This window comes from Kribbella sp. NPDC004536 (genome assembly GCF_042873835.1).
GTDB lineage: Bacteria > Actinomycetota > Actinomycetes > Propionibacteriales > Kribbellaceae > Kribbella.
The window spans coordinates 1,594,804-1,620,866 of record NZ_JBIALY010000001.1; the positions used below are offsets into that span (position 1 = coordinate 1,594,804).

Genomic DNA, 26,063 nt, shown 5'->3' on the forward strand with positions numbered 1-26,063 from the left:
ATTGGCTGTGGCGTCAGCTGTACTGTCTGGGTAGACCTAGGTCGACCGAAGTCTCAGCAAACTAATGGGATGATCGGCTGGTGCGGTCGGAGCAAACAGCAGTAGTACCGGTGTGGCAACACCGGGCCGCGGTCTGGGTGGGCCGCGTTGTCGTGCTGGCCTCAGTCTGGTCGTTTATTGCAATCCCGTTGCATGTCACGGCCCCGAGGTTCGTCAAGCACGTCGACATCGCGTTCGACTTCGTCGGCATCCCGGCCGGGCACACGATCTTCTCCGCGGTCTACCTCGCGGTCGTCGGCAGTGCCCTGCTGCGCGGCAAGCGCGCCGCGCTGCTCTGGGTGCTGTGGGTCTTCGAGGCGCTCTGGTTCCTGGCCCAGATCGCCGGGATCGCGTTCACCAGCGTCCGGCTGGCCAACCCGACCGACGCCGAACTGCTCCGCGACTTCGGCCCGGCCAGCGTCCAGGACCTGGAGTGGGGCATCGTCCAGGCGGTCGTGATCGCCGCCATCGTCGTGCTGCTGTGGAAGATCCGCGGGGCCTTCCCGGCCCGGCTGGCCCCCGGGAGCCGGCGACTGGCGATCGGTGCGCTGGTCTTCGGCATGCTGATCTCGATCGCGGTCAGCATCACGCTCACCCAGTTGTTCCCGCGCACGCTGGCCGGTCAGCGGCAGAAGATCGGCTGGGCCGTGATCGCCGCGCTCGGCCAGTCCCGCAGCAAGATGGGCGGCCACGAGGGCCACGGCTGGATCGGCCTGACCGTCGGCGCGATCTCGGCCGCCTCGCTGGTGGTCGCGTTCTGGATCTTCCTCCGCTCCGTCCAGCGGGTCCGGTATCTCACCCAGCCCGAGGAGCTCGAGGTACGGCGCCTGCTCCTGCTGCACGGCGAACGCGACTCGCTCGGGTACTTCGCGACCCGCCGGGACAAGGCGGTGGTGTTCGCCCCGGGCAACGACGCCGCGATCGCGTACCGGGTGGTGAACGGCGTCAGCCTGGCCAGCGGCGATCCGCTCGGCGATCCACTCGCCTGGCCGGCCGCGATCCAGCAGTGGCTGGCCGAGGCCCGCCGGTACGGCTGGTCGCCGGCGGTGCTGTCGGCGAGCGAGGAGGCCGCGCAGGCGTACGTCGACGCCGGGCTGCGCGCGTTGTCGATGGGCGACGAGGCGATCATCGACGTCGCGGACTTCACCCTCGAGGGCCGGACGATGCGGCCGGTACGGCAGGCAGTGACGCGCGTGCAGCGGGCCGGGTACCACGCGGAGGTCGTCCGGCACGGAGACCTCTCCCCCGAGGCGCTCGCGGAGTACGTCCACCTCACCGAGAAGTGGCGTGGCGCGCGGACCGAGCGCGGGTTCTCGATGGCGCTCGGCCGGCTCGGCGACCCGGCCGACGCCCGCTGCGTGATGGTGATCGCGCGGGACACCGACGGCGTCGTCCGCGGGCTGCTGTCGTTCGTGCCGTGGGGCGTCCGGGGTGTGTCGCTGGACGTGATGCGGCGCGACCCGGAGTCCGCGAACGGTCTGATGGAGTTCATGGTCACGTCGCTGATCGAGGCGGGCAACGATCTCGGGATCCACCGGATCTCGCTGAACTTCGCGATGTTCCGCGAGATCTTCAGCGACGCCGAACGTGTCGGTGCCGGCCCGGTCCTGCGCCTCACGAACGCGCTGCTGACCGCGGCATCCCGCTTCTGGCAGCTGGAGAGTCTCTACCAGTCGAACGAGAAGTACCTGCCCCGCTGGTCGCCACGACTGATGTGCTACTCGCGTGGCGCGTCGCTCGCGCAGGTCGTCCTCGCCGCCGGCACCGCGGAGGGCTTCCTGCCCGCGCCGCGGCCGTGGACCCGGGTGGACAGCGTCGAGGCGGCCGAGCGGCACGCGATCATGGCAGCGGACGGCCGCGCGTTCACAACCGCCGTACGCGAACAGGAAGAGGAACTGCTGCGGCCGGCCTTGCCGACCCGCAAACTCACCGAGCAGGAACGGATCCGGCGGATCAAGCTGGCCGAGCTCGTTGCCGCAGGCATCGACCCGTACCCGGTCGGCGTACCGCGGACCGAGACGCTGGAACGGGTCCGTGAGCTGTACCCGAACCTGCCGCCCGACCACCACACCGGCCACACCGTGTCGGTGACCGGCCGGGTGCTGCGGATGCGGGACCACGGCGGCCTGTCGTTCGCGCTGCTGCAGGACGGGCTGACCCAGCTGCAGGTGATGCTGACCGCCGACGCGTGCGGCGACGTACCGCTGGACCTGTGGCGGCGGCTCGTCGACATCGGCGACCACGTCAGCATCACCGGCGAGATCGTCACCAGCCGCCGCGGCGAGCTGTCGATCGCGGCGACCGCGTGGACGATGGCGGCCAAGTGCCTGCACCCGTTGCCGGACAAGCGGAAGGGTTTCACCGATCCCGAGGCACGGGTCCGGCAGCGGCACATCGACCTGGTGATGAACCCGGACTCGCTGCGGATGATGCAGCAGCGCAGTGCCGCGGTACGCGCCCTGCGCAACGGTTTCGAGACCCGCGGCTTCATCGAGGTGGAGACGCCGATGCTGCAGGCGGTGCACGGCGGCGCGAACGCACGCCCGTTCGTCACCCACATCAACGCCTACGACACCGACCTGTTCCTGCGGATCGCGCCCGAGCTGTTCCTGAAGCGGCTGAGTGTCGGCGGGATGGGCAAGATCTTCGAGCTGAACCGGAACTTCCGCAACGAGGGCGCCGACGCGACGCACAACCCGGAGTTCACCTCGGTCGAGGCCTACCAGCCGTACGCCGACTACGTGGTGATGCGCGAGCTGACCCGGGAGCTGCTGATCGAGGCGGCGACCGCGGTGTACGGCAAGCCGGTCGTACGGCGCGACGGCGAGGAGCTCGACATCTCCGGCGACTGGCCAGTGGTCACCGTGCACGATGCGGTCGGTCAGGCCGCCGGTACGCCGATCGACCCGGACACGCCGGTCGAGCGGCTGCGTGAGCTGTGCGCGGAGCACGGCGTACACACCACCTTCGATATGACCGCGGGCGAGCTGGTGCTGGAGCTGTACGACGAACTCGTCGAACCGAACACCACACTGCCGACGTTCTACACCGACTTCCCGCTCGAGACTTCCCCGCTCACCCGGAACCATCGCACCGAACCCCGGCTCGCCGAGCGCTGGGACCTGGTCGCGTTCGGCGCCGAGATCGGTACGGCGTACTCCGAACTCGTCGACCCGGTCGAGCAGCGCCGGCGCCTCACCGCGCAGTCGCTGAAGGCCGCGGCCGGCGACCCGGAAGCGATGTCGCTGGACGAGGACTTCCTGTCCGCACTCGAGTACGCGATGCCCCCGACCGGCGGTCTCGGGATCGGCGTCGACCGGGTGATGATGATGCTGACCGGCCAGAACATCCGCAGCACGTTGGCGTTCCCGTTCGTCCGTCCCGCTGCCCGGGACTGATGCCTTACCCTTACTGAGCACGGGTGGGGACCTGGGGGTGGGGATGAGGCGCTGGCTTGCGCTCTGTGTAGGGGTGGGTTTGCTGTCGGGCTGTGGCGGGGATCCGGAAGCCTCGCCGACTCCGGTGGCATCGGTAGGGAGTAGTGCGGTGTCGGCACCGGCGTCGACGGTGACGCCGGCAGGCCCGTTGAGTACGGCGGCGTACCAGGCCGAGCTGACCCGGATCGACCAGGTGCTGGCGACCACGGCGCAGCGGCTGACCCGGGTACGGACCGCCGAAGGGCTGAGCGCGGCGATGCTCGCGCTCGCGCAGTCCCTGAACACGATCGGGGTCCGGCTGGCGGCGCTGACGGTGACGCCCCGGTTGAGCGCGGCACACGAACTCCTGCAGGAACGGGTCGGTGTCGCCGCGACCCGGTTGTCGAGCTCGGCCGGCCAGACCGAGGACGACGCGCGCTGCGGCGGCGCTCCGTACACGTCGCAGAAGGTTCAGCGTCAGGTGCGCGCCGATCTGGGTACGGCGCTCGACCAACTGGGACGGCTGAAGCTGACGTTCGGCAAGACCCTGCCCGATCCGGGCCCGGCCCCGAAGGACGAGCGGCCGGCGAGCGGCGAGGTGCTCGTCCGGCGCGGCGCGGACGGGATGGGGCGGCTGAAGATCACGAACGGTACGGCGAAGGACGTCGCGATCTCGATCGTCGCCGACGGACAGCCACCGGGCAGTCCGATGATCATGGTCTACATCCAGGCCACCAGGAGCACGACCGTGAACGAGATCGGCGGCGCCTACCGCCTGTACTTCAAGTCCGGCTCCGACTGGGACGCCACCCACCGCAAGTTCCGCGCCGGCTGCTCGTTCAAGAAGTTCGACCAGACCTTCACCAAGAACCAGGGCTGGCAGGTAAACCTCCAACCCCGCCCAGGCGGCAACGCCGACACCACCGAAGTCGAGGCGTACTAAAGATCGTCCGGATACACCCGGAACGCTTTGTGTGGAGTCAGCGGACGCAGCGCCCGGAAATCGCGCCGGTCGAGCGTCAGAACCGCGTCGGTGCGGTCGTCGGCTGCCAGCGCAACGGAAACCGCATCAGCAAGATCAAGATCGAGGTCCGCATACCGACTGATAACGGTCGGAGCCGCAGGTGACATGAGGGTCACAACTCGGTAGACCGGGCGCCTTCGCCGGGCGCCCAGCCATCCGTCATCGGCTCACCACGCGTCGGCCAGTCGAGCGGCTCGTCCCACACCCGGTTAGGCATCGCCGCTAGGTGGATACCTTCCCGGATGATGTCTCCTTCGGGGATACCACGCCGCCGAGAAGCCTCGGCTATCAGCTCCAGATCCTCCGAATCGGCGTCCACCTCGATGCGCTCCGTCGACATACATCAACCGTAGGACATCTCCGATGAGTTAGAGGCCGAGTTTGTGGAGTAGGCGGCTTAAGGCTCCGCCTAGGCCGCCTGGGTTGTTGGGGGTGGGGGTGGCTGTTGGGGTGGGGGATGGTGTGGGTGGGGTGGTGGTTGGTGGGACTGTGGGGTCCAGGGTGGGGCGGTCGGTTGCTTGTGTTGTCGGGACCGTGGTGGGCGGGAGGCGGGTGGCTGGGGCGGTGGTGGGGACTGCGGTCTCGACGATCTGTGGGGTGGGTGTCGCGGTCGGGTCTGGGGTTGTGGTGACGCCGGCGGGGATGTCCACCTCGGCGGGGGTGGTTGCCGTCGGCAACGGGGTGTTCACGGTCGACGGAGCACCGGGGGTCGCGGTGGTGCTGTGCGGGATCGCGATGTTCTCGCCCGGCTGAGCGGGCTGGGGAGCGGCGACCGGGCTGGCCGGTTCAGGCCCCGCGCCTGGCAGCGGCAGGAACGACGCGCCGATCCGCGGACCGCCGAGGAGGGCAATCAGTACCAGTACCAGGTAGCCGCCGACCACGATGCTCACGCCCGTGGCGACCTGACGGCGACGCCGGGAAGCCCTGGCAGACATCGGATTCACAAGTCCCGCAGGGTATCGGTTCACCCGGCGTTTCAAACAGCCCTTGGAAGAATTTCTACACCAGGACTTGAAAGTCTAGTAATGAATGACCATTTACGCAGCCGTAGCAATGCGGTGCGTTAACTGATTGCTCAGGTCAACGCCTGCAATCCGACCACCGACAACAACCGGAGCTTCTCGGCGGCCTCGGAGTTCGGCGCGGCGGTGTAGACGACCATCCGCAGATCGCTGCCCGGTACGGCGAGGATGTCGCAGTCGATGTCGAAGGCACCGACCACCGGATGCCGGATCGTCTTCCGCTCCGACTGATGGAACCCGACCACTCGTTCGTCCCACAGCCGGGCGAACTCGGGGTACCCGCTGCGCAGGTCGTCGATCATCGCGCGCAGGTCCGGGTCGGCCGGGTAACGGGCGAGCGACGCACGCAGGTCGGTGACCATCGCGACCCGGAAGGCGTGCGCCTGCTCGGGGGTCTGCTCGAAGCGGCTGCCGGGTCTGGCGAAGTTCAGGTAGATGATGTTCCGGTGCCGCCCGTGCCAGGACGACGGGTCACCGGCCAGCGCGGCGAACAACGGGTTCCAGCTGATGATCGTCCAGGCCGCGTCGCACACGCACAACGGCGCTCCGTCCAATTGGTCGACGATCCGCTGCACCCCCGGCGGGATGTACGCCGAGATCCGCCCCGGTGACGGCTCCACCTCACCGGCCAGCGCGAACAGATGGTTGCGCTCGGCATCGGACAACCGGAGCGCCCGGGCCAGCGCGGTCAGCACCTGTACCGACGGCGAGTCCGACCGCCCCTGCTCGAGCCGCACGATGTAGTCGACCGATAGCCCCGCGAGCAAGGCGAGCTCCTCCCGGCGCAGCCCGGGCGCGCGCCGCTTCCCGCCGACCGGCAGCCCGACCTCCGAAGGCGCCACCCGGTCCCGCCAGGCGTGCAGCGTCTTCCCGAGCTCGCTCATGTACTCCAGTATCACCCGCGCGACCGGCGACAGCCTGGTACTGCTGTTACCTGGTCAGCACTCGATGACGTTGACGGCGAGGCCGCCGCGGGACGTCTCCTTGTACTTGATCTTCATGTCGGCGCCGGTCTCGCGCATCGTCTTGATCACCTTGTCGAGCGTGACCACGTGCACGCCGTCGCCGTGCATCGCCATCCGGGCCGCGTTGATCGCCTTCACCGACGCCATCGCGTTCCGCTCGATGCAGGGGATCTGCACCAGCCCGCCGACCGGGTCGCAGGTCAGTCCGAGGTTGTGCTCCATCGCGATCTCCGCGGCGTTCTCGACCTGTTGCGGCGTACCACCGAGCACCTCGCAGAGACCGGCGGCGGCCATCGAGCAGGCCGAGCCGACCTCGCCCTGGCAGCCGACCTCGGCGCCGGAGATCGACGCGTTCTCCTTGTACAGCACGCCGATCGCGCCGGCCGCGAGCAGGAACCGGACCGCGCCGTCCTCGGTCGCGCCGGGCACGAACCGCCGGTAGTAGTGCAGTACGGCCGGGATGATGCCCGCGGCACCGTTCGTCGGCGCGGTGACGATCCGGCCGCCGGACGCGTTCTGCTCGTTCACCGCGAGCGCGAACAGGTTCACCCAGTCCATCACCTTGAGCGGGTCGACCGACCACGGGTCCTGGCTGAGCTTCTTGTGCAGCGCGTGCGCGCGGCGCGGGACCTTCAGGCCGCCGGGCAGGATGCCCTCGGTCTCGCAGCCCTCACGGACGCAGTCCTGCATCACCTGCCAGATGTGCAGCAGCCCGGCGCGGATCTCCGCCTCGGTCCGCCAGGCGAGCTCGTTCGCGAGCATCACCTCGCTGATCGACAGCTGCGACTCGCGGCACCGGTCGAGCAGCTCGGCGCCGGTGGTGAACGGGTACTTCAGTTGCGTGGTGTCCGGCACGATCCGGTCGCCCGCGGCCGCGGTCTCGTCGACGACGAAGCCGCCGCCGACCGAGTAGTACGTACGTTCGCGCAGTACGGCCTGGTCCGCGTCCCGGGCGACGAAGACCATCCCGTTCGGGTGGTACGGCAGCGCCTTGCGCCGGTGCATCACCAGGTCGGTGTTCTCGTCGAACGCGATCTCGTGGGTACCGGCCAGCAGGAGCCGGCCGCGCTCGCGGATCGTCTCGGCGCGCGCGTCGACCGAGTGCGTGACCACGGTCTCCGGGTCGGCGCCCTCGAGCCCGAGCAGCACCGCCTTGTTGCTGCCGTGCCCGTGGCCGGTGGCCCCGAGCGATCCGAACAACTGCGCCTCGACGGTCGTCGTCGCGGCCAGCAGGCCGTCGGCGGCGAGGCCGAGTGCGAACGTACGGGCGGCGCGCATCGGGCCCACGGTGTGGGAGCTCGACGGGCCGATCCCGATACTGAACAGGTCGAAGACACTGATCGCCATCGTGTGGAGGTTCCTTCCGGTCGTCGTTGACCGTTTGGTGTCCTCCCCGCTCTGTTGGGCGGACTGCCCTCCAGAGGTGCCTCGCCCGCGCGGTGAAGGTGCCTGAGAGATTCTTGGGGAGAGTTGCTCCTACGGCGCCCGGTTCGCGGAGATCAGCTCCGGCCCGGGTCTCTCCCGCACGGGTTCATGCGGCTGTTGAATTGACTGACGTTGTGGACGGTACGGCGGTCTGCCGGGCGCCGTCAATCCGGCCTGTCCGGACCGCCCAGATCTCGAAGAACCAGGTGAACAGTGGCGGAACGCTGGCTGCCAGCGCCGCCAGCGTGACCGGCCACGACCAGCGCAGCGGGCCGCGGACGGCGAGCACCGTGACCACGTACGCGATGAAGATCCCGCCGTGGATCGGGCCGAAGATCTGCACTCCGAGCTCGTTGTCGGACAGCACGTACTTGAACAACATCCCGATCAGCAGCCCGGTCCACGAGATCGCCTCGGCGATCGCCACCGCCCGGAACCACTGCGCATGTTTGATACTCATCAACGACCGACCCTAACAACGGCCCCAAGCCAGGGGCCGCGCCGTGCCTCAGCGCGGCGGCACTTGGGCCGCCGTACCCTGGGGTGATCGGTCAGACCGGGACGCCGGTGATCTCGAGCACCCGGTCCAGCTCGTCGCCGCGGACCAGCCGGCCGGACATCAGCCGGAGCTCCGTGCAGGCGGACTCCAGCGCCTGCGCCTGGCTCCGGCAGTTGTCGACGTACCAGAACGGATCGTCCGGTTGCGGATCGTCGGCGTCGTCGATGTCGGCGTACCAGTGCCGGTCGCCGCAGTTCATTACGCGCACCCGTAGGTTCATGATGACTACTCCCCGTACCCAGGGATGCCGGGTCCCCCTGGCCCCGGTCGAGGCCGCCTCGGCTGGGCGCGTGGTCCGCGGCCCCCCACTGCCACGCGCCGAGCCGAGATCAGCCCTCCCCCATCCAGTACATCGCGCCCCACCGGCGAACGTTACTGTTTGTGACCGGTAATTTTGATTACTTCCCGAGGTGCGAGCGGGTCCACTGCTCCAGGCCGTCGGTGGTGATCGGCAGCGCCTCGGTGAGGATCTCCAGCCGGTCGTCGTGCACGACGACGTTGTCCTCGATCCGGATGCCGATCCCGCGCAGCTCCGGCGGTACGGTCTCGTCGTTCGGGTGGAAGTACAGACCGGGCTCGACCGCGAGCGCCATCCCGGCCTCGATGGTGCCGGCGAAGTACGCCTCCGGCCGGGACGCGTCGCAGTCGTGGACGTCGAGGCCGATGTAGTGGCCGGTGCCGCAGACGATGTACCGGCGGTGCTGCTGCCCGTCCGGGCCGAGCAGTTCGTCCATGGACACGTCCAGCAGGCCCCAATCGCGCAGCCCCTCGGCCAGGACGCGGAGCGCCTCGTACTGGAACGCGCGGTACGGCGCACCGACCTTGACGGCCTCGAGCGACGCGAGCTGCGCCTTGTGCACCAGGTCGTGCACCTGCCGCTGCGCCGCGGTGTACTCGCCGGTGGCCGGGAAGGTCCGGGTCACGTCGGCGGTGTAGAGCGTCCGGGTCTCGACGCCGGCGTCCAGCAGGATCACGTCGCCCTCGTTCACCGGGCCGTCGTTGCGGACCCAGTGCAGCACCGGCGCGTGGTTGCCCGCAGCAACGATCGACGCGTAGCCGACGCCGTTGCCCGCGGTCCGCGCGCGCCGGTCGAAGGTGCCCTGCAGCCAGCGCTCGCCGCCGCCACGGATCGCCTCCGGCAGCTCGCTCGCGACATCGCCGAATGCCTGCACGCTGGCCGCGACCGCCTCGCGCAGTTGGTCGAGTTCCCACTCGTCCTTGATCCGGCGCAGCTCGGCGAGCGTCTGGCGGAGCGCGTTGCCGTCGGTCGGCGAAGTACGGACGAGCGCGTCGAGCATCGGCTCCACGCCGGGCACCGAGAGCATGAACGGTACGGCGCCGCGCACCGCCGCGGGCAGTTCCTCGATCGGGCGGCAGGCGATCTGCAGCGCGTCCGACCAGTCCTTCAGGCCTGGCACCGGGCCGATCCACAGCTCACCGTCGCGGGCGTTCGCGAAGAAGTCCGCCTCGTCCGGGCCGGCCGTCTCGCGCAGGTACAGCGTCGCGTCGCCGTCACCGGAGATGACCAGGACGGCGCCCTCGGCCTGGCAACCGGTCAGCCAGACGAAGTCGCTGTCCGCGCGGAACTGGTAGTCGGTGTCGTTCGAGCGGACCGGCGCGCGGCCGGCCGCGAGCGCGATCCGGCGGCCCGGCAGCGCGGCGGCGAGCTTGCGCCGATGCTCGGCGGCCGCCTCGGCGAGCCCCTCCGGCACCGTCACGGACCGGTCGACCGGCCCCCACCCGCGGGAAACGAAGTCCCGGAATCCTGCTGCGTCGATCGGGCGGTAGGACTTCGGCGTCTCTTCGGTCCGGGCGTCGTCGGTCATGACCTGTGCTCCCCTTTGCTGCTGACGGTGTCAGCTCATCAACTCAGGTTGTCGGCGGGGTTTGCAAGCCCTTATCCCGGAAGGCGGCCAGGATGCCTTCCTCGGAGTCGAGCAGGTACTGATGCAGGTCCGCCGCGGCCTGCTCGTACTTGCGGGCCTCGAGCAGCTCGAGCAGCCCGCGGTTCCGCTCGATGTACGGCTCGTGCAGCTCGCGCGGGGCCGCGATCACGTGGAACAGCAGCCGCAGTTCGGCCAGCAGCCGCCCGGTCATCGCGTCCATCCGCGAACTGTCGGCCAGACCGATCAGATGCTGGTGGAACCGCATGTTCGCAGTACCGACGGCGGGCCAGTGGTCCGCCCGGGCCGCTGCCTCGGCCGCTTCGACGTCGTCGTGCAACGGCTCGAGCCGCTCCGCCGGGAGCTCCGGGTCGCGGTCGGCCAGGCCGCGGACCACATCCACCTCGAGGACGCGGCGCAGCCGGTACAGGTCGATCACGTCCTGCTCGCCGAGTTCCGGGACGAACACCCCGCGATGCAGCTTGTAGACGAGCAGACCTTCGTGGGTGAGCAGCCGGAACGCCTCGCGGAGCGTGTTCCGGCTGACCTCCAGTACTTCGGTCAGCTCGACCTCGGACAACTGTGCGCCGGGCGGCAGCGCGCCTTCGGTGATACTGCGCCGGAGGATGTCCGCGGCGCGCTCGGCCGAGCTGCTCCGGTCCAGCCGCGCGACGTCGGCCGCGACGGTCCGCAGCCAGGCCTGGCGGCCGGTCTCAGTCATCTCCTCATCATCCCAGCTGGCCGGGAAAAGTGGAACAAGCCTCTTGCAGGATTGTTCAACAATCCCTACGCTCGGGCGCATGGACCTCAACGCGGACCTGGGCGAGGGCTACGGTTCCTGGTCGATGGGTGACGACTCGGCGCTGCTCGACGTCGTCACCAGCGCGAACGTCGCCTGCGGCTTCCACGCCGGCGACGCGTCGATCATGCGCCGGGTGACGGCGGAGGCGGTCGAGCGCGGCGTCGCGATCGGCGCCCACGTCGGGTACGCCGACAAGGCCGGGTTCGGTCGGCGCTTCCTGGACGTGGAGCCGGCGGTCCTGCGCGACGAGGTCGTGTACCAACTCGGTGCGCTGGACGCGTTCGCACGGATCGCGGGCGACCGGGTCCGGTACGTGAAGCCGCACGGCGCGCTGTACAACACGATCGGCCACCACGTCGAGCAGGCGACCGCAGTGGTGACCGCGGTCGCCTCGTACGACAAGACGCTGCCGGTGCTTGGTCTCCCGGGGTCGGCGTGGCTCCGGCTCGCGGCCGAGGCCGGGCTGACCGTGGTACACGAGGCTTTCGCAGACCGCGCGTACACCCCTGAAGGCACGTTGGTGTCACGACGTCTGCCTGGGTCGGTACTGCACGACGCCGACGAGATCGCCTCGCGTTGTACGGCGATGGCCACCGGGCAGTCGATCGCCGATGTCGACGGAGGCTCGCTGGTCGTGGACGCGGCCTCGATCTGCGTGCACGGCGACACCCCTGGGGCGGTGGAGATCGCGCGACGGGTGCGGGGCGCGCTGGAGGGAGCGGGCGTGCCGTTGCGCCCGTTCACGGGCTGATGCGGATCCTGCCGTCCGGCGACGAGGCCCTGCTCGTGGAGCTGGACGACCTCGACGAGGTACTCGGGTACTACGCCGCGCTGGCCGCCGATCCGCCCGCGGGCGTCGTCGACATCGTTCCGGCCGCTCGTACGATCCTCGTCACCACGACCGGCGACCTCGCCACCTTGTCCCTTACGCTGAACGACGTCACGCCGGTCCGGGACCGCCGCCGGAGCGGTGATCTGATCGAGATCCCGGTCGTCTACGACGGCGCGGACCTGGATGACGTCGCCGGCCTCCTGGGCTGCGACCGCGAGGAAGTGATCGCCCGGCACACCGCCGACGAGTGGACCGTCGCCTTCTCCGGGTTCGCCCCGGGGTTCGGTTACCTGACCTCGGCCGGCTCGTGGAACATCCCACGGCGCGAGTCGCCGCGGACGAAGGTGCCGGCCGGTGCGGTCGCGCTGGGCGGCGAGTTCAGCGGGGTCTACCCGCGCGAGTCCCCGGGCGGATGGCAGCTGATCGGCCGTACGCCGGTACGGATCTTCGACGCCACCCGCGAACCTGCCGCGCTGTTCCACCCCGGGCGCCGGGTCCGGTTCGTCGACGCGGGTCGTGGATGAGCAGCCTGACCGTCCTCGAAACGGGGCCGTTAGCAACAATCCAGGACCGCGGGCGGGCCGGCCAGGCGGCCCTCGGCGTACCGTCCTCCGGCGCCTGCGACCGCTCCTCGTACGCGCTCGCGAACCGCCTGGTCGGCAACCCCGTCGGCGCGGCCGCCCTGGAGGTGACGTACGGCGGCCTGACCATCCACGCGGATGGCGACCTTCTCGTCGCCATCACCGGCGCCCCCTGCACCGGCGTACCCCTGAACGCTCCCACTGTGTTGAGATCGGGCTCAGTCCTACATCTAGGTCCGCCTGCCAGCGGCCTACGCACGTACGTGGCCGTCCGCGGCGGCATCGCCGTCCCGCCCGTCCTGGGCTCCCGCTCCACCGACCTACTGTCGGGCCTCGGCCCTCCGCCACTCACCGCCGGGCAAACCCTGCAGGTCGGCTCACCTGTGCATCCGATGCCCGGAGTAGACCTGGCTCCGGTACGTGACCCCGCCCCCGGCCAGGTCGTACTACGAGTAACCCCCGGCCCGCGCCGCGACTGGTTCACCGACGCCGGCTGGGCCGTACTCACCTCACAGGTTTATGAAGTGAGTACGAACAGCAACCGCGTCGGCGTCCGCCTCGACGGAGCGCCGCTGGAACGTGCGCGCACCGGTGAACTGGCCAGCGAAGGCATGGCCCGCGGCGCGATCCAGATTCCCCCGTCCGGCACCCCGGTCATCTTCCTCGCCGACCACCCCGTCACCGGCGGCTACCCGGTCATCGCGTACGTCGCCGCGGCGGACCTCGACGCCTGCGCCCAGGTCCGACCGGGCCAATCGGTCCGGCTGATCAGCGCGTAGTACGGCTGCGCATCTCGTCCTGGAACGACTCCTGCGCGCGACGCATGACCGCAAGCTCGGCGGGGTCCGCGAACCGCTCGTGGACCTTGCTCATGTCGACGTCCTCGACGTGCGTCTGCAGCCACCAGATGTTGCCCAGCGGATCCTTCACCCGGCCGCCGCGGTCGCCGGTGATCCCGGAGTACAGCAGCTCGGTCACGACGGTCGCGCCCGCGTCGAGCGCTCGCTGGTACGTACGCTCGACGTCGTCGACGTACACGCTCAGGAACGCCGGCGTGTCCGGCCACTCGGGCGCCGCGTCGAACGTCATCACCACCGACTCGCCGACGGTGATCTCCGCGTGCCCGACCGTCCCGTCCTCGTTCGGGAACCGCCCGGAGGTGCGTACCTCGAACGTCTTCTCCACGAACTCCAGGAACTTGTCCGCGCCCTTGACCACGACGTACGGAGTAACGGTCGACTTCCCTTGAATCGTCATGCCCTCAGCCTTCCGCAGGTAGCGGACGGGATGTGTCCTATTGACGCGTTGCTTGTGGGTGGCGGGTGGACGGGACAGGATGTCCGGTATGACTTCTGGAACGCCTGGTATCGACAGCACCGTCCCTCCGAGCGGTACCGGATGCGTCGAGTGTCTGGCCGTCGACGGATGGTGGTTCCACCTCCGCCGCTGCGCGCAGTGCGGTCACATCGGCTGCTGCGACTCGTCCCCTGCCCAGCACGCCTCCGCGCACGCCGCGAACACCGGCCACCAGATCGTCCGCAGCTTCGAGCCGGGCGAGGACTGGTTCTGGCACTACGGCGAGTCGCAGTACTACGACGGCCCGGACCTGGCCCCGCCGGCCTCCCGCCCCGAAACCCAATCCGTCCCCGGCGGCAACGTCCCCACCGACTGGCAGAACCAACTGCACCGCTGAACTACCAACGTCCACGGCGAACGAACGTCTCGAATTCGCGGCGTTCGGCTGTGACGTGCGGTGGCTGCGGGGGCAGGTCGGCAGCCCGATGGCCGACGGCGATGGCACCGATGGGGTCGTAACCGTCGGGGAACCCCGAACTCGTCACGAAAACGCTGGATGTGCACCGGAATCTGCGAGTCCGGAAAGTCGGTCTCGGCATCGGGCATGAGCCAGAACAGAAACCCGTCGAGCCCTTCGTCGACCGCCGCGAGCAGCATCAGCATCGCCGCCATCCCGGTGTCGATCTGCCAGTACGGCGCCGGCCACCTCGACTCGGGCCGTCGCTCCAGGTACGTCGCCCGACCGGCCAACGGCACGATCACCAACGGCGCATTCATCACGCGCGGCTTGTGCCGCGTCTGATTCGGTGCGAACGGCCAGAATCGCTTGCGATCATCCGGATCCGTGAGGACCAGGAATGCGAATCCCTGAATGAATCCCGCCGACGGACCACGCTGCCCGCTGGCGAGAATGCGCTCGACGACCTCCGGCGCAATCGGCCGATCCGCGAACTCCCGAAACCGTCCGGCGCCGCCGAAGCACCTCAGAGAAATCCACGCGCCGGACTATACAAGTGGGCAAACGGACGGCCCGCGACGACAAGGCGGTGAATTAGCTGGTGCTCGGCGGCGACTGCTACAGCACGAATCCGGTGGGGAACGGGTCGTCGGGGTCCAGTAGGTAGTTGGCTGTGCCGGTGATCCAGGCTCGGCCGGTGACTGTTGGTACTACGCCGACGTGCGGGCCGACCGTGGTTTCCTCGACGAGGCGGCCGGTGAAGCGGGTGCCGATGAACGACTCGTTGACGAAGTCCGTGTCCAGCGCGAGCTCACCGCGCGCGTGAAGTTGCGCCATGCGGGCCGACGTACCGGTCCCGCAGGGCGAACGGTCGAACCAGCCGGGGTGGATCGCCATCGCGTTGCGGGAGTCGGCACCGTCCTCGCCCGGAGCGGTGAACTGTACGTGCTTGCAGCCGTTGATCCCCGGGTCGAGCGGGTGCACCGGACGATCGGTGGCGTTGATCGCGTCCATGATGTCGAGGCCGGCCTTCAGGATCCGGTCCTTCTCCGCCCGGTCGAACGGGATGCCCAACTGCTCCAGCGGCAGGATCGCGTAGAAGTTTCCGCCGTACGCCATGTCATAGGTGACCTTCCCCAGTCCGGCCACCTCCACCGAAGCGTCCAGCGCATGCGAGTACGACGGGACGTTCCGCAATGTCACCCGTTCCGCCCGGCCGTTGCTCACGGCAACGTCCACGACGACGAGCCCGGCGGGTGTGTCCAGCCGGACCTTCGTGATCGGTTCGGTCACCTCGACCATGCCGGACTCGACCAGCACGGTGGCCACGCCGATCGTGCCGTGGCCACACATGGGCAGACAGCCGGAGACCTCGATGTACAGCACGCCCCAGTCCGCGTCGGACCTGGTCGGCGGTTGCAGGATCGCGCCGCTCATCGCGGCATGACCGCGCGGCTCGTTCACGAGGAACAACCTCAGGTCGTCCAGGTGCTTCACGAAGTACTCACGGCGCTCGGCCATCGTCGCACCCGGGACCACGCCGACGCCGCCGGTCACGACGCGGGTCGGCATGCCCTCGGTGTGCGAGTCGATCGCACTGATCGTCCGGACAGACCTCATACCAGTGACTCCACTGCCTTCTTCATGTCCAGCTCCAGCTGCGCGACGTGTTCGGGGACGAGCGGCCCGCGCGGCGGGCGGCACGGTCCGCCGAACCGGCCGACGTAGTCCATGCCGTACTTGATCGCCTGCACGAACTCGGTCCGCGAGTCCCACCGGAACGCGGCGACCAGCGGCTCGTACAGCGCCCGGGCCTCTTCCAGCTTGCCTTGGAGGGCAAGGTCGTACAACCGGACCGATTCCTTCGGGAACACGTTCGGGAACCCGGCGAACCAGCCGGTCGCGCCCATCAGCAACGCCTCGAGGGTCAGGTCGTCGGCGCCCGCGATCACGGCCAGGTCCGGCGCCAGCTCGCGGATCTCGAGGATCCGCCGGACGTCACCGGAGAACTCCTTCACCGCGACCACGTTCTCGATCTGGGCGATCTCGGCCAGCAGGTCCGGCGTCAGGTCGACCTTGGTGTCGAGCGGGTTGTTGTAGACCATCACCGGCAGACCGGCCTTCGCGACCTCGGTGAAGTGCGCGATCACCTCGCCGCGGTTCGCCCGGTACATCGTCGGCGGCAGGCAGAGCACGCCGTCCGCACCGTCCTCGGCCGCCTTCTCCGCCCAAGCACGCGCCTGGTGGGAACCGACACCGTGCACGCCGACCACCACGACACCTTCGTCGCCGACAGCCTCGATCGCGGTCCTCGCGACGGCACGCCGTTCGTCGTCGGTGAGCGACGAGTACTCGCCCAGGGACCCGTTCGGCCCGACGCCGCGGCAGCCGTTCTCGACCAGCCACCGGCAGTGCTCGGCGTACTTGTCCAGGTCCGGCCGCAACCCCGCCGGCGCCGACGCGTCCTCGGCGTACGGCAGCGCGGTCGCGACGATCACGCCTTCCAACTTCTCGCTCATGGTTGTTCCTCCTGCGCTCTGGCCAGATCCCGCAGCCTCACGGGTACGGCGATCGGTCGTTTCATGCTTGGCTTCGGTACCGCACCGGGCTCGGCCAGCAGGGCGGCGACGTTCCGCGAACAAACCCGTCCCTGACACATCCCGAGGCCCGCGCGACTGCTGAGCTTCATTGCCCGGCCGTCGCCCAGTCCGCGATCCGCGGCCGCGTCTTCCAGTTCGCCGCGGGTGACTTCTTCGCAGCGACACACCAGCGTCTCCGCCGTACTCCAGCCCTTCCACCCGTCCCGCACCGGATAAGCCCGAGCAAGCACCTCCGCCAGCCTCTTGCCCCTGCCCACGGCCCCCCGAGCTTCCCCGCCCCGCGTCACTTCCCCACCCAGCGCCACTTCCCCGCGCGACGTCACTTCCCCACCCGGTACCGCGTCCCCGCCCGGCGTTACTTCCCCGCGCGACGTCACTTCCCCGCCCGGTGCCGCTTTCCCCTCCGGCGTCCCTTCCCCCCTCGGTGCCGCTTTCCCGTCGGGCGTCGCTTTCCCGTCGGGCGTCGTTTTCCCGTCGGGCGTCGCTTTCCCACCCGGCGCCACTTCCCCGCCTGGCGCCACTTCCCCGCCCGGTACCGCGTCCCCGCCCGGTACCGCGTCCCCGCCCGGTACCGCTTTCCCGTTCGGCGGCGCACCGAGGGCGTACTGCGCGGCGGCGGCACCGGCCACTTCGCCTTCGGCAGCCGACGGAGCGGCGCCGGCGACTCCCGTCAGCTCGCCGGCGGCGAACACGCCTGGCGCCGTTGTCTGCTGGTTGGCGTCGACGGCGACTGCGGGGCCGCCGTCCGGAGCGGTGGTGAGTTCACAACCGCTGGCGACAGCAAGTTCCACATTGGCAGTGAAGCCGAAGCCGAGGCAGACGGCGTCGACCTCGACCCGGCGCTCGCTTCCGGGAACCGGGCGCCAGCTCGCGTCGAGGCGCGCGATCGTGACGGCCTCGACGTGATCGGTGCCGTGGGCAGCGACGACGGTCCAGCCGTGCCGCAGCGGTATCCGGTGCCGGGCGAGCACCGCGCCGTACCCCGCGCCTTCCCGAAGTTTGCCAGCGGCAACCGTTGGGTCGGACGACCAGCCCTTGCGGACCGTCCGGAGCGAGTTGGCCTCGAGCAGCGCGACGACCTCCGCGCCCACTCCGACCAAGGACTCAGCAACCGGCAGCAGGAACGGACCCGTACCGGCGACCAGGACGCGACGGCCGACCGAGATCCGCTGCCCCTTCGCCAACGCCTGCGCGGCGCCCGCCGTGTAAACGCCGGGCAAGTCCCATCCCGGAAACGGCAGCACCCGGTCGTACGCCCCGGTCGCCAGCACGACAGCCTTCGCATCTACCGAGAACGGCGTCCGCCCAGCCGCATCAGCAGGCCCCCGCTGCACCCAAACCCGATACCTCGCCGCAACCCGCCGCCCCACCACCGCGAACACCCCGCGCCCCACCGCCTCGGCCTGGGCGCCACCCCGCGCAGCATCCCCCGCCCGAACGCCACCCCGCGCAGCATCTCCCGCCTGGACACCAACCTGCGCAGCATCTCCCGCCTGGGCGTCAACCCGCGCAGGGTGTCCTGTCTGGGCGTCGACTTGCGTGGTGTCTCCGATTGGCTCGCGGGGCCTCTCGATTGCCCATACGGAGGTCTCGGTCAGGTGGGTGATCCGCGGTGACTCTGCGATCCGGTCCCGCTGCGCCGCGAAGTTCTTCCACCCGTGCTGCAACCGATCGGGCCGACGCGCCGCGAACTCGACCGGCAACTGCCGGTTGAACTGCCCACCGACCGCCCGCCCGTTGTCCACCAACAGCACCTCGGCACCGACCTCAGCAGCCGCAATCGCCGCAGCAATCCCCGCCGGCCCACCCCCAACCACAACAACATCCACACTCCCGACCCCAGCTGCAAGTGCCCCACCACCACGCGCGCTCCGGGAGGGAGGTGCTTGCTCGTGTGGGGCTTCGGGGGTTGTGGGTAGGACCGCTCCTTGTTGGGTGGTGATGGCGTCGTTGGGTGCGATTGTGCGTTGGCAGGCGCGGGTGTCGGGCAGGCCGTTCACCGTGACGAGGCAGTCGTAGCAGGCGCCGATGCCGCAGAAGGTGCCGCGTGGGCGACCGAAGAACCGAGTCGTACGCCAGGTGTCGCGGCCGTTCGCGAGTAGTACGGCGGCGACCGTCTGGCCGGCGTGCGCCGTGACAGGGTGCCCGTCGACCGTGACCGGCACAGTCGGCGGCCGGTCGACGCCAGCTGGATCGCCCGGACGCGGGCGCTGGTACGTGGTCATGCGGCGATCACCGCTGGGCGGTCGACGCGGAACGGCGCCGGATCGAGATGCGGCGCCAAACCCAGGAACTGCTCCCTGAGCAGTCGGCCGGTCGCCGGTGCCAGCTCGATGACGGCGGGATCGCCCGGACGCGGGCGCTGGTACGCGGTCATGCGGCGATCACCGCTGGGCGGTCGACGCGGAACGGCGCCGGATCGAGATGCGGCGCCAAACCTAGGAACTGCTCCGTGATCAGCCGGCCCGTCGCCGGTGCCAGACCGATGCCGGCGCCCTCGTGACCGGTCGCGTGCCATAGCCCGTGCGCCCGTGGATCCGGACCGATCACCGGTAGATGATCCGGCGCATACGGGCGGAAGCCACCGTACGTCCGCATCACCGCGACATCGCCCAGGAACGGGAACAGCCCGACTGCCTTGCGCGCCAACTCCTGCAACACCCGCACCTTCAGGCGTTCGTCGAAGCCGATCCGCTCGCGGCTCGACCCGATCAGCACGGTCCCGGCCCGCGTCGACTCCACCACAGTGGACGTCTGCAGCTCCGCGTCCCCGCTACCGACAGCCCCCACGTAGTCCGCGTCGTACACCTTGTGCCGCACGCACTCCGGCAGTGGTGCCGTGACGAGAATCATCCCGCGCCGCGGCAGCACCTCGATCCGTGCGCCGGCCGCCGCGGCGAACGCACCGGCCCACGGACCGCACGCATTCAGCACCGCACCACACGCGATGTCGCCCTCCGACGTGTCCACTCCGACCACCCGGCCACGTGACTGCCTGATCCCGAGCGCGGTGACCCCCGATCGCACGTCACCGCCGCGCTCGCGAACCGCCGCCAGTAGCGCGGTCGCGGCCAGCACCGGCTGCACCTGCGCGTCGTCGGGGTAGTGCACGCCGATCGTCACCCGTGGCGTGAGCAGTGGCTCGAGCTCGAACACCTCCGCAGGCGTGATCACCCGTGCGTCAACGCCGGCCTCCCGCTGCTTCGCGGCGAAGGCGGTCAGCGGCTCCGGGTCGCCGGTCGCCACCACGACGCCGCCCTTCGCCTCCCACTCCACGTCCGCGACCCGCTCCGGCAACCGTCCGCGAACCACGTCCCACTCGGCGCGGGACGCGACCGCGAGCTCCAGCTCCGGCCCCGGCTCCTTGTCCGAGACCAGCACGTTGCCCTCGCCGGAAGCCGTCGTCCCCGCGGCCGGGCCGTCGCGGTCGATCACCAGCACCCGCACCCCGGCGGCGGACAGCGCCTCGGCGCACGCGGCCCCGACCATGCCCGCGCCGACCACCACCACGTCGGGTGTCGCGGACCGGTGCATGACGGCCTCCTCGGGCAAGACGTTCGCTAAAATGAACGACTCCGAGATTACGCGTGCCCCCGACGACCGGTCAATGCACCCAACCGGACCTGTCCCGGACCTTTTCCGGAACTATCCCTGCAGATGCGGTCCGCCGGCCGCCGCCGGATACACGTCCGGCGGGTACTCGAGCAGCAGCACCGACCGCACCGGCCCGCCCACGGCCTCGTACGAGTGCGGTCCGGCCGCCCGGAACGCCAGGTAGTCGCCCGGGCCCAGATCCGCGTTCTGCCCGTGGGCATTGATGCGCAGGCGCCCGGACAGGACGATGTGGTGCTCGGTCCCCGGATGCCCGTCGGACTGCTGGACGGCGTCCGGCCGGATCTCCTGGTTGTAGATCTCGAACAGCCCGCCCGGGTGCTCGAGCCGCCGCAGCATCCGCAGGTCGATCGCGTCACCGGACAGTACGTCGACCTCCGCGGACCGGACGAGGACCACGTCGGAGGCCGGCGACTCGGCCAGCAGCGCGGACACCGGCACCCCGAGAGCGTTCGACAAACTGAACACTGTTTCGATCGTCGGGTTGCCCGCGCCGGACTCCAGCTGGGACAGCGTGCCCTTCGCGATCCCGGACCGCCGGGCCAGCTCCGACAGCGAGATGCCCTGCTGGTCCCGTCGCGCCCGCAGGTTCGTCCCGAGCAGCTTTCCCGCACCCATCACCGTCACACCGGGGAGCATGCCACACCCGGCATCAGGGGATGATCCGCCGGCGACGCAGCTCGGCGAAGATCCGGTAGAACATCTGCTCGGTGTCGGCGTACTCGTGGAAGCCTGCCCGGCGCGACTTCGAGGCGTCCGCGAAGAAGTCGTAGTCCCACCCGAAGACGAAGTCCGCGAACGGCCACGACGACACCTCGGCGAACGACGTACCGACCAGGTTGTGGGAGGCCTGCAGCTGCTTCCACTCCGGTTCCTTGTCGGCCATCACGTCCTGCAACGACATCTGCAGCGGCGGCGCCACGTCAAGGCCGAACCATGCGCCGAGCTTCGGCCACAGCTCGCTCCAGCGGAACAGGTCGCCGTTCGTGATGTTGAACGCCTGGTTCGCCGCGGCCGGCGCCGTCGCCGCCCATACCGTTGCCTTGGCCAACAATCCGGCGTCGGTCAGCTCCAGCAGCGAGTGGTACGCCCCGGGCTTGCCGGGGAAGCGCAGTGGTACGCCGAGCTCCTTCGAGAGCGAGGCGTAGACGGCGATCGCGACCGCGAGGTTCATTGGGTTGCCGAGGGCCGAACCGCCAACCACAGAAGGGCGCAGCGCCGACCAGGTCCACGTCTTGCCGTGCTGCCGTTCCTCCAGGAAGCGCTGCTGGTCGACGTTGAACTCGGGCGGCAGGTGCGGCGGATCGTCCTCGCGGGCCGGCGTCTTGAACGGACCCAGATGCGCGCCGTACACCTTGTAGCCCTGCATCAGGCTGACGTGCCGCAGGCCGCGCGCGACCGGCTCGATCGCGTCGACGACGTTCACCAGCATCGCGAGGTTCGGCGGTACGAGCTCGGCCCAGGTGGGCCGGTCCTGGTACGCGACGTAGAACACGTGCGTCACGTCGGTCAACTCCGAAAGCTTCGCGCGGGTGTCGTCCGGATCGAGCAGATCCACCGCGAGCTGCCGTACCCGGCCGGGTACGTCGGTCCCGCCGCGCCGCGACAGGCCGATCACCCGCCAGTCCGGCAGCGACATCAGATGTTCGACCAGATTCGTCCCGATCACTCCGCGGGCACCGACCACCAAGGCAACGTTCTGCATACCGAACAGCCTTGCTGACCTGCGGAGATAAAACCAAGGCATTGTTTTCACCAAAGCCATAAGCTGTGCTCATGGCAACCCTCAGGCAGCTCGAGTACTTCGTCACCGTCGTCGGCGAAGGTTCGTTCACGAAGGCCGCCGAGCTCCTGCACGTCACCCAGCCGGCCCTCTCCCACCAGATCCGGGCGCTCGAACGCTCCGCCGGCGGCCCACTGCTCGAGCGCCTCCCTCGTACCGTCCGCCTCACCCCGACCGGACGGGCGATGCTCCCGCATGCCCGTGCCACGCTGGCCGATGCCGAACGAGCGCAGTGCGCCGCCAGGCAGGCCGCCGGGCTCGAGGTCGGCGAGCTGCAGATCGCGACGCTCTACTCGATCACCCTGGGCGTACTGCCCGCGGCGCTGGGACGCTGGCGGCAGACCCGGCCGAACGTAGGCATCCGCCTCTTCGAGCACCGCCACACGGACGAGCTCGTCGACGCCATGAACGCCGGACAGGCCGACCTTGCCGTCGGTCCGGAGCCGGCGAACTGGCCTGGCTTCATCCGCGCGCTAGGCACCGAGGAGCTCGTCGTTGTCGTCGCAGCCGATGACCCTGCCGCGACAGGCGACACCGTGAAGCTCCACGACCTCAAGGACCGCGCATGGGTCCACTACGCACCAGGCCACGGCCTGGCCGATGTTCTGGACAACGCCTGTGCGCAAGCCGGTTTTGAACCACGCCTAGCCGTACGCACGGAGCAGACAGCGGCAGCGCCCGCACTCGCCGCAGCAGGCCTCGGTCCCGCCCTGGTGCCTGACAACATCCTCCCGAAGGACTTCGACGGCCACGTCCTGCACCCGGAACCACCCGTCTGCCGCACGCTGACCGCGTACACCCGCAGCACCCCTGACCCGTTGGCATCAGCGTTCATGGATGTGCTGTTTCAGTCCGCGGGTCTACGGGCACGCGAAGGTGATGGCTGAGGAAGAGTCGGACGGCACAGTCCTGCTGGCCGGTGCTGCGAACCTGGTGATCGCGATCGCCAAGGTCGTCGCCGGCCTGCTGTCCGGATCGACGGCGCTGCTCGCGGAGGCGGCGCACTCGGTCGCGGACACGCTCAACCAGGCGTTCCTGCTGACCGCGCTGCATCGCAGCCGGAAGCCGGCCGACGTGCGACATCCGTTCGGTTACGGGATGGAGCGGTACTTCTGGTCGCTGCTCGCCGCAGTCGGGATCCTCGTCCTCGGCGCCGGCTTCTCGATCACCGAGGGACTGCGGTCCATCTTCGCGCCCTCGCCGATCGCCGCGCTCGCGGTGATCTATCCGGTCCTCGCGATCTCCTTCGTGTTCGAGGGCAGTTCCTGGCTGCGGGCGATGCTCCAGCTGCGACGGGAAGCGCGGGCAGCCGGCGTACCGCTCCGGCAGCACCTGCGCACTGCCGAGCCGGCGGTCAAAACAGTGGCCTTCGAGGACTCGGCGGCCCTGGTCGGCCTGCTGATCGCGGCCGTCGGCGTGACGCTGGCGGTCGTCACCGGCGAGCACGTCTGGGACGGCGCAGCCTCGATCGCGATCGGCGTACTGCTGATCGTCGTCGCGTTCACGCTCGGCCGCGACAACAAGGCGATGCTGATCGGGCGCGCCCTACCGACCGACGTGCAGCGTGAGATCCGCGCGATCATCGCCGGTGAACCCGGGATCGTCGACGTCCTCGACCTGCTCAGTCTGCAGCTGGCTCCGGACCAGGTGCTGGTCGTCGCGACCGTGGACCTGGTCGACTCCGGCACGACCGGCGCCGCGATCGAGCAGCTCGCCGAGCAGATCGACGTCAAGGTACGCCAGGAGCACCCGAGCATCCGGCACCTGTACCTCGACCCGACGCCCGGCGACCCTCGTCAGCGCTTGTCGTGACCCCAGTTGGCGACAATGGCCGCGGCCGGGGGTAGTACGGCGGCTACCGCGCTCATGGCGATGGCCGCCGGGATGGAGAACAGCCGGACGACGAACCACGCCATGATGATGAGCGTTGCGCACGTGCCCATCAGCAGTAGGTACAGCTTCCGGTTGTCGTACTTACGGGCCATGGTCACACCGTCAGCGGAAGCTTCCCCAGTGCGCGGACCAGAGGGGACAGCTCGGGGAGCTCTGCGGCAGTCGACAGTGCGGACGTCAGTACGGCGTCGTGTGTTGGCTGGGCCTGGTCCAGCAGCTCGCGGCCGGCCTCAGTGACTTCCGTGTAGATGCCACGCCGGTCTGTCGGGCACAGGTAACGCTGGAGCAGCTTGCGGTCCTCTAGGCGGTTCACCAGACGAGTAGTAGCCGACTGGCTGAGGACCACGGCGTTCGAGAGCTGGTTCATGCGCAGGTGGTAGTCGTCCTGCCGCGCCAGCACGTCCAGCACGCTGTACTCACTCACGGACAGACCGTGCTGCTTCTGCAGCGCGCGCTCCAGCTCGTCCTCGATCCGGGCATGCAGCGCCGCCAGGGTTCGCCACCCCTGCGCCCGCGCCTCCGCGGCGTCATCCGGTAGTCCCACGGCACCTCCACTTGATCTTCACGATTGCATGCGCAATCATAGCGCTTGTGCAATAGCCCGCGTGTGCAACTATCGCGCACGCCGGTAACAGTCATAAGACTACATTCGAGGGAGAGAACAACCCATGCCCGCGGCCCTGCTCGCGCTCGCTATCGGCGCTTTTGGGATCGGCACCACCGAGTTCGTCATCATGGGGCTGCTGCCCGAGGTCGCGACCGACTTCGGCGTCAGCATCCCGTCCGCCGGCCTGCTCATCTCCGGCTACGCGCTGGGCGTCGTGGTCGGCGCCCCGCTGCTCACCGCGATCGGCTCCAAGGTCTCTCGCAAGACCGTGCTGATCGCACTGATGGGCGTCTTCATCGTGGGCAACCTGCTTTCCGCTGTGGCTCCGACGTACGGCGTACTGATGACCGGGCGGATCGTGGCGGCGCTGTCGCACGGAGCGTTCTTCGGTGTCGGGTCCGTCGTCGCGGCATCGCTGGTACCGAAGGCGAAGCAGGCAAGCGCGATCGCACTGATGTTCACCGGTCTGACGATCGCCAACGTGCTCGGCGTTCCGGGTGGTACTGCGCTCGGCCAGCACTTCGGGTGGCGGTCGACGTTCTGGGCGGTCACAGCGCTCGGGGTGATCGGTCTGCTCGGCATTGTGTTCCTGGTACCGCGGCAGGCTTCTGCGGAAGGCCCTGGTCTGCGCAGCGAGCTGGCGGTGTTCAAGAGCCTGCAGGTGTGGCTGGCACTGGCCATGACCGCACTGGGATTCGCCGGCGTGTTCGCGTCGTTCACCTACATCGCACCGATGATGACGGAGGTCGCCGGCTTCTCTGCTGGAGCTGTGACCTGGCTGCTCGTTCTCTTCGGCGGTGGGCTCGTGGTGGGCAATCTGCTAGGCGGTAAGGCTGCGGATCGGTCGCTGATGCCGAGCCTGTACTTGATCTTGACGTTGCTGGCGGCCGTACTGGTCGTCTTTGTCTTCACAGCGCACGCCAAGGTCCCCTCTGCCGTCACGATCGCGCTGTTCGGTGCTGCGGGCTTCGCCACGGTCGCACCGCTGCAGAAGCGCGTTATGGACAAGGCCCACGGCGCTCCGGCGCTGGCGTCCGCCGCGAACATCGCTGCGTTCAACCTGGGCAATGCTGTGGGCGCGTACCTCGGTGGACTGACTATCGAGCGCGGTCTTGGGTACACCGCACCTAACTGGGTCGGCGCTGCGCTCGCCGTTGCCGGTCTGGTCGTCGCACTTTTCTCTGGCGTGCTCGACCGGCGCACCAGTCACGCCTCCGCACTCGTTCTTGAAGGAAGCCACTCGTGATCCCCACCGTGAAGCTCAACA

General features: G+C 69.3%; 29 protein-coding genes and 1 riboswitch. Of the genes, 9 read left to right on the forward strand and 20 right to left on the reverse strand.

The window, feature by feature from the left end; all coding sequences use genetic code 11:
* Positions 1 to 80: 80 nt before the first annotated feature.
* Both lysX and ACFYRU_RS07875 read left to right on the forward strand, forming a co-directional pair.
* Positions 81 to 3,437 carry a bifunctional lysylphosphatidylglycerol synthetase/lysine--tRNA ligase LysX gene (gene lysX, locus ACFYRU_RS07870; protein WP_387654407.1) on the forward strand — a complete coding sequence of 1,119 codons (3,357 nt, stop codon included), beginning with the start codon at positions 81 to 83 and terminating at the stop codon, positions 3,435 to 3,437.
* A 148-nt stretch (positions 3,438 to 3,585) separates the two neighbouring features.
* A complete protein-coding gene (locus ACFYRU_RS07875) occupies positions 3,586 to 4,398 on the forward strand; it encodes a hypothetical protein (RefSeq protein ID WP_387654410.1) in 813 nt (270 codons plus the stop codon).
* Here ACFYRU_RS07875 and ACFYRU_RS07880 read toward each other — a convergent pair.
* The 9 genes from ACFYRU_RS07880 to ACFYRU_RS07920 all read right to left on the reverse strand — a co-directional run bounded on the left by ACFYRU_RS07880 (position 4,395) and on the right by ACFYRU_RS07920 (position 11,054).
* A complete protein-coding gene (locus ACFYRU_RS07880) occupies positions 4,395 to 4,586 on the reverse strand; it encodes a hypothetical protein (RefSeq protein ID WP_387654412.1) in 192 nt (63 codons plus the stop codon). The genes ACFYRU_RS07875 and ACFYRU_RS07880 overlap by 4 nt on opposite strands.
* 5 nt (positions 4,587 to 4,591) lie before the next feature.
* Positions 4,592 to 4,819 (reverse strand): CopG family transcriptional regulator, encoded by a 228-nt coding sequence (locus tag ACFYRU_RS07885; RefSeq protein ID WP_387654415.1) that lies wholly within the window; start codon positions 4,817 to 4,819, stop codon positions 4,592 to 4,594.
* 28 nt (positions 4,820 to 4,847) lie between these two features.
* Positions 4,848 to 5,369, reverse strand: a complete 522-nt coding sequence (locus tag ACFYRU_RS07890; RefSeq protein WP_387654417.1) for a hypothetical protein — start codon at positions 5,367 to 5,369, stop codon at positions 4,848 to 4,850.
* 185 nt (positions 5,370 to 5,554) lie between these two features.
* Positions 5,555 to 6,385: a helix-turn-helix transcriptional regulator gene (locus tag ACFYRU_RS07895; RefSeq protein ID WP_387654420.1), complete on the reverse strand. Its 831-nt coding sequence runs from the start codon at positions 6,383 to 6,385 to the stop codon at positions 5,555 to 5,557.
* Positions 6,386 to 6,439: 54 nt separating this feature from the next.
* The gene (locus tag ACFYRU_RS07900; protein ID WP_387654421.1) at positions 6,440 to 7,813 is read right to left on the reverse strand and encodes an L-serine ammonia-lyase; all 1,374 of its coding nucleotides are present in this window, start codon (positions 7,811 to 7,813) and stop codon (positions 6,440 to 6,442) included.
* 80 nt (positions 7,814 to 7,893) lie between these two features.
* A riboswitch (glycine riboswitch) is annotated at positions 7,894 to 8,000 on the reverse strand.
* Positions 7,998 to 8,351, reverse strand: coding sequence for a DUF3817 domain-containing protein (locus ACFYRU_RS07905; RefSeq protein ID WP_387654424.1), 354 nt, complete (start codon positions 8,349 to 8,351; stop codon positions 7,998 to 8,000). Its footprint overlaps the riboswitch before it by 3 nt.
* 91 nt (positions 8,352 to 8,442) lie before the next feature.
* On the reverse strand, positions 8,443 to 8,670 hold the full coding sequence (locus tag ACFYRU_RS07910; RefSeq protein ID WP_387654427.1) for a hypothetical protein: 228 nt from the start codon (positions 8,668 to 8,670) through the stop codon (positions 8,443 to 8,445).
* A gap of 178 nt (positions 8,671 to 8,848) precedes the next feature.
* On the reverse strand, positions 8,849 to 10,276 hold the full coding sequence (locus ACFYRU_RS07915; RefSeq protein WP_387654428.1) for an aminopeptidase P family protein: 1,428 nt from the start codon (positions 10,274 to 10,276) through the stop codon (positions 8,849 to 8,851).
* Positions 10,277 to 10,319: 43 nt separating this feature from the next.
* Positions 10,320 to 11,054 carry a GntR family transcriptional regulator gene (locus ACFYRU_RS07920; RefSeq protein ID WP_387654431.1) on the reverse strand — a complete coding sequence of 245 codons (735 nt, stop codon included), beginning with the start codon at positions 11,052 to 11,054 and terminating at the stop codon, positions 10,320 to 10,322.
* 79 nt (positions 11,055 to 11,133) lie between these two features.
* Here ACFYRU_RS07920 and ACFYRU_RS07925 point away from each other — a divergent pair, with 79 nt between their 5' ends.
* The 3 genes from ACFYRU_RS07925 to ACFYRU_RS07935 are packed head-to-tail and all read left to right on the forward strand — an operon-like array spanning position 11,134 to position 13,327.
* Positions 11,134 to 11,886, forward strand: coding sequence for a LamB/YcsF family protein (locus ACFYRU_RS07925; protein WP_387654434.1), 753 nt, complete (start codon positions 11,134 to 11,136; stop codon positions 11,884 to 11,886).
* Entirely contained in the window at positions 11,886 to 12,491 is a 606-nt protein-coding gene (locus ACFYRU_RS07930; protein WP_387654437.1) for an allophanate hydrolase subunit 1, read from the forward strand. Before ACFYRU_RS07925 ends, ACFYRU_RS07930 begins: the two co-directional genes overlap by 1 nt.
* Complete coding sequence (locus ACFYRU_RS07935; RefSeq protein WP_387654440.1) at positions 12,488 to 13,327, forward strand: biotin-dependent carboxyltransferase family protein; 840 nt, start codon at positions 12,488 to 12,490, stop codon at positions 13,325 to 13,327. The genes ACFYRU_RS07930 and ACFYRU_RS07935 overlap by 4 nt, the downstream gene beginning before the upstream one ends.
* On the opposite strand, the gene ACFYRU_RS07940 is transcribed toward ACFYRU_RS07935, so the two are convergent.
* The gene (locus tag ACFYRU_RS07940) at positions 13,317 to 13,805 is read right to left on the reverse strand and encodes a VOC family protein (RefSeq protein ID WP_387654443.1); all 489 of its coding nucleotides are present in this window, start codon (positions 13,803 to 13,805) and stop codon (positions 13,317 to 13,319) included. The two genes, ACFYRU_RS07935 and ACFYRU_RS07940, sit on opposite strands and share 11 nt — an antisense overlap.
* Before the next feature lie 88 nt (positions 13,806 to 13,893).
* Here ACFYRU_RS07940 and ACFYRU_RS07945 point away from each other — a divergent pair, with 88 nt between their 5' ends.
* Positions 13,894 to 14,241: a UBP-type zinc finger domain-containing protein gene (locus ACFYRU_RS07945; RefSeq protein WP_387654446.1), complete on the forward strand. Its 348-nt coding sequence runs from the start codon at positions 13,894 to 13,896 to the stop codon at positions 14,239 to 14,241.
* Here ACFYRU_RS07945 and ACFYRU_RS07950 read toward each other — a convergent pair.
* The 8 genes from ACFYRU_RS07950 to ACFYRU_RS07985 all read right to left on the reverse strand — a co-directional run bounded on the left by ACFYRU_RS07950 (position 14,139) and on the right by ACFYRU_RS07985 (position 22,218).
* Positions 14,139 to 14,837, reverse strand: a complete 699-nt coding sequence (locus tag ACFYRU_RS07950) for a nitroreductase family protein (RefSeq protein WP_387658046.1) — start codon at positions 14,835 to 14,837, stop codon at positions 14,139 to 14,141. The two genes, ACFYRU_RS07945 and ACFYRU_RS07950, sit on opposite strands and share 103 nt — an antisense overlap.
* 82 nt (positions 14,838 to 14,919) lie before the next feature.
* Positions 14,920 to 15,921: a proline racemase family protein gene (locus ACFYRU_RS07955; RefSeq protein WP_387654449.1), complete on the reverse strand. Its 1,002-nt coding sequence runs from the start codon at positions 15,919 to 15,921 to the stop codon at positions 14,920 to 14,922.
* A complete protein-coding gene (locus ACFYRU_RS07960; RefSeq protein WP_387654452.1) occupies positions 15,918 to 16,820 on the reverse strand; it encodes a dihydrodipicolinate synthase family protein in 903 nt (300 codons plus the stop codon). Before ACFYRU_RS07960 ends, ACFYRU_RS07955 begins: the two co-directional genes overlap by 4 nt.
* Positions 16,817 to 19,126, reverse strand: coding sequence for an FAD-dependent oxidoreductase (locus ACFYRU_RS07965; RefSeq protein ID WP_387654454.1), 2,310 nt, complete (start codon positions 19,124 to 19,126; stop codon positions 16,817 to 16,819). Before ACFYRU_RS07965 ends, ACFYRU_RS07960 begins: the two co-directional genes overlap by 4 nt.
* Positions 19,123 to 19,278 carry a hypothetical protein gene (locus ACFYRU_RS07970; protein WP_387654456.1) on the reverse strand — a complete coding sequence of 52 codons (156 nt, stop codon included), beginning with the start codon at positions 19,276 to 19,278 and terminating at the stop codon, positions 19,123 to 19,125. The genes ACFYRU_RS07965 and ACFYRU_RS07970 overlap by 4 nt, the downstream gene beginning before the upstream one ends.
* Positions 19,275 to 20,435: an NAD(P)/FAD-dependent oxidoreductase gene (locus tag ACFYRU_RS07975; protein ID WP_387654458.1), complete on the reverse strand. Its 1,161-nt coding sequence runs from the start codon at positions 20,433 to 20,435 to the stop codon at positions 19,275 to 19,277. The genes ACFYRU_RS07970 and ACFYRU_RS07975 overlap by 4 nt, the downstream gene beginning before the upstream one ends.
* A gap of 111 nt (positions 20,436 to 20,546) precedes the next feature.
* Complete coding sequence (locus tag ACFYRU_RS07980) at positions 20,547 to 21,131, reverse strand: helix-turn-helix domain-containing protein (protein ID WP_387658049.1); 585 nt, start codon at positions 21,129 to 21,131, stop codon at positions 20,547 to 20,549.
* 34 nt (positions 21,132 to 21,165) lie between these two features.
* Positions 21,166 to 22,218, reverse strand: coding sequence for an SDR family oxidoreductase (locus ACFYRU_RS07985; RefSeq protein WP_387654460.1), 1,053 nt, complete (start codon positions 22,216 to 22,218; stop codon positions 21,166 to 21,168).
* A 71-nt stretch (positions 22,219 to 22,289) separates the two neighbouring features.
* Between ACFYRU_RS07985 and ACFYRU_RS07990 the strand changes: the two genes are divergently transcribed.
* The gene (locus ACFYRU_RS07990; protein WP_387654463.1) at positions 22,290 to 23,183 is read left to right on the forward strand and encodes a LysR family transcriptional regulator; all 894 of its coding nucleotides are present in this window, start codon (positions 22,290 to 22,292) and stop codon (positions 23,181 to 23,183) included.
* Positions 23,176 to 24,108: a cation diffusion facilitator family transporter gene (locus tag ACFYRU_RS07995; protein WP_387654466.1), complete on the forward strand. Its 933-nt coding sequence runs from the start codon at positions 23,176 to 23,178 to the stop codon at positions 24,106 to 24,108. Before ACFYRU_RS07990 ends, ACFYRU_RS07995 begins: the two co-directional genes overlap by 8 nt.
* Here ACFYRU_RS07995 and ACFYRU_RS08000 read toward each other — a convergent pair.
* Positions 24,093 to 24,281 (reverse strand): hypothetical protein, encoded by a 189-nt coding sequence (locus tag ACFYRU_RS08000; RefSeq protein WP_387654468.1) that lies wholly within the window; start codon positions 24,279 to 24,281, stop codon positions 24,093 to 24,095. The two genes, ACFYRU_RS07995 and ACFYRU_RS08000, sit on opposite strands and share 16 nt — an antisense overlap.
* 2 nt (positions 24,282 to 24,283) lie before the next feature.
* Positions 24,284 to 24,733, reverse strand: coding sequence for a MarR family winged helix-turn-helix transcriptional regulator (locus ACFYRU_RS08005; RefSeq protein ID WP_387654471.1), 450 nt, complete (start codon positions 24,731 to 24,733; stop codon positions 24,284 to 24,286).
* A 124-nt stretch (positions 24,734 to 24,857) separates the two neighbouring features.
* On the opposite strand from ACFYRU_RS08005, the gene ACFYRU_RS08010 reads away from it, so the two are divergent.
* Entirely contained in the window at positions 24,858 to 26,042 is a 1,185-nt protein-coding gene (locus tag ACFYRU_RS08010) for an MFS transporter (protein ID WP_387654474.1), read from the forward strand.
* The last annotated feature ends 21 nt before the right edge of the window (positions 26,043 to 26,063 follow it).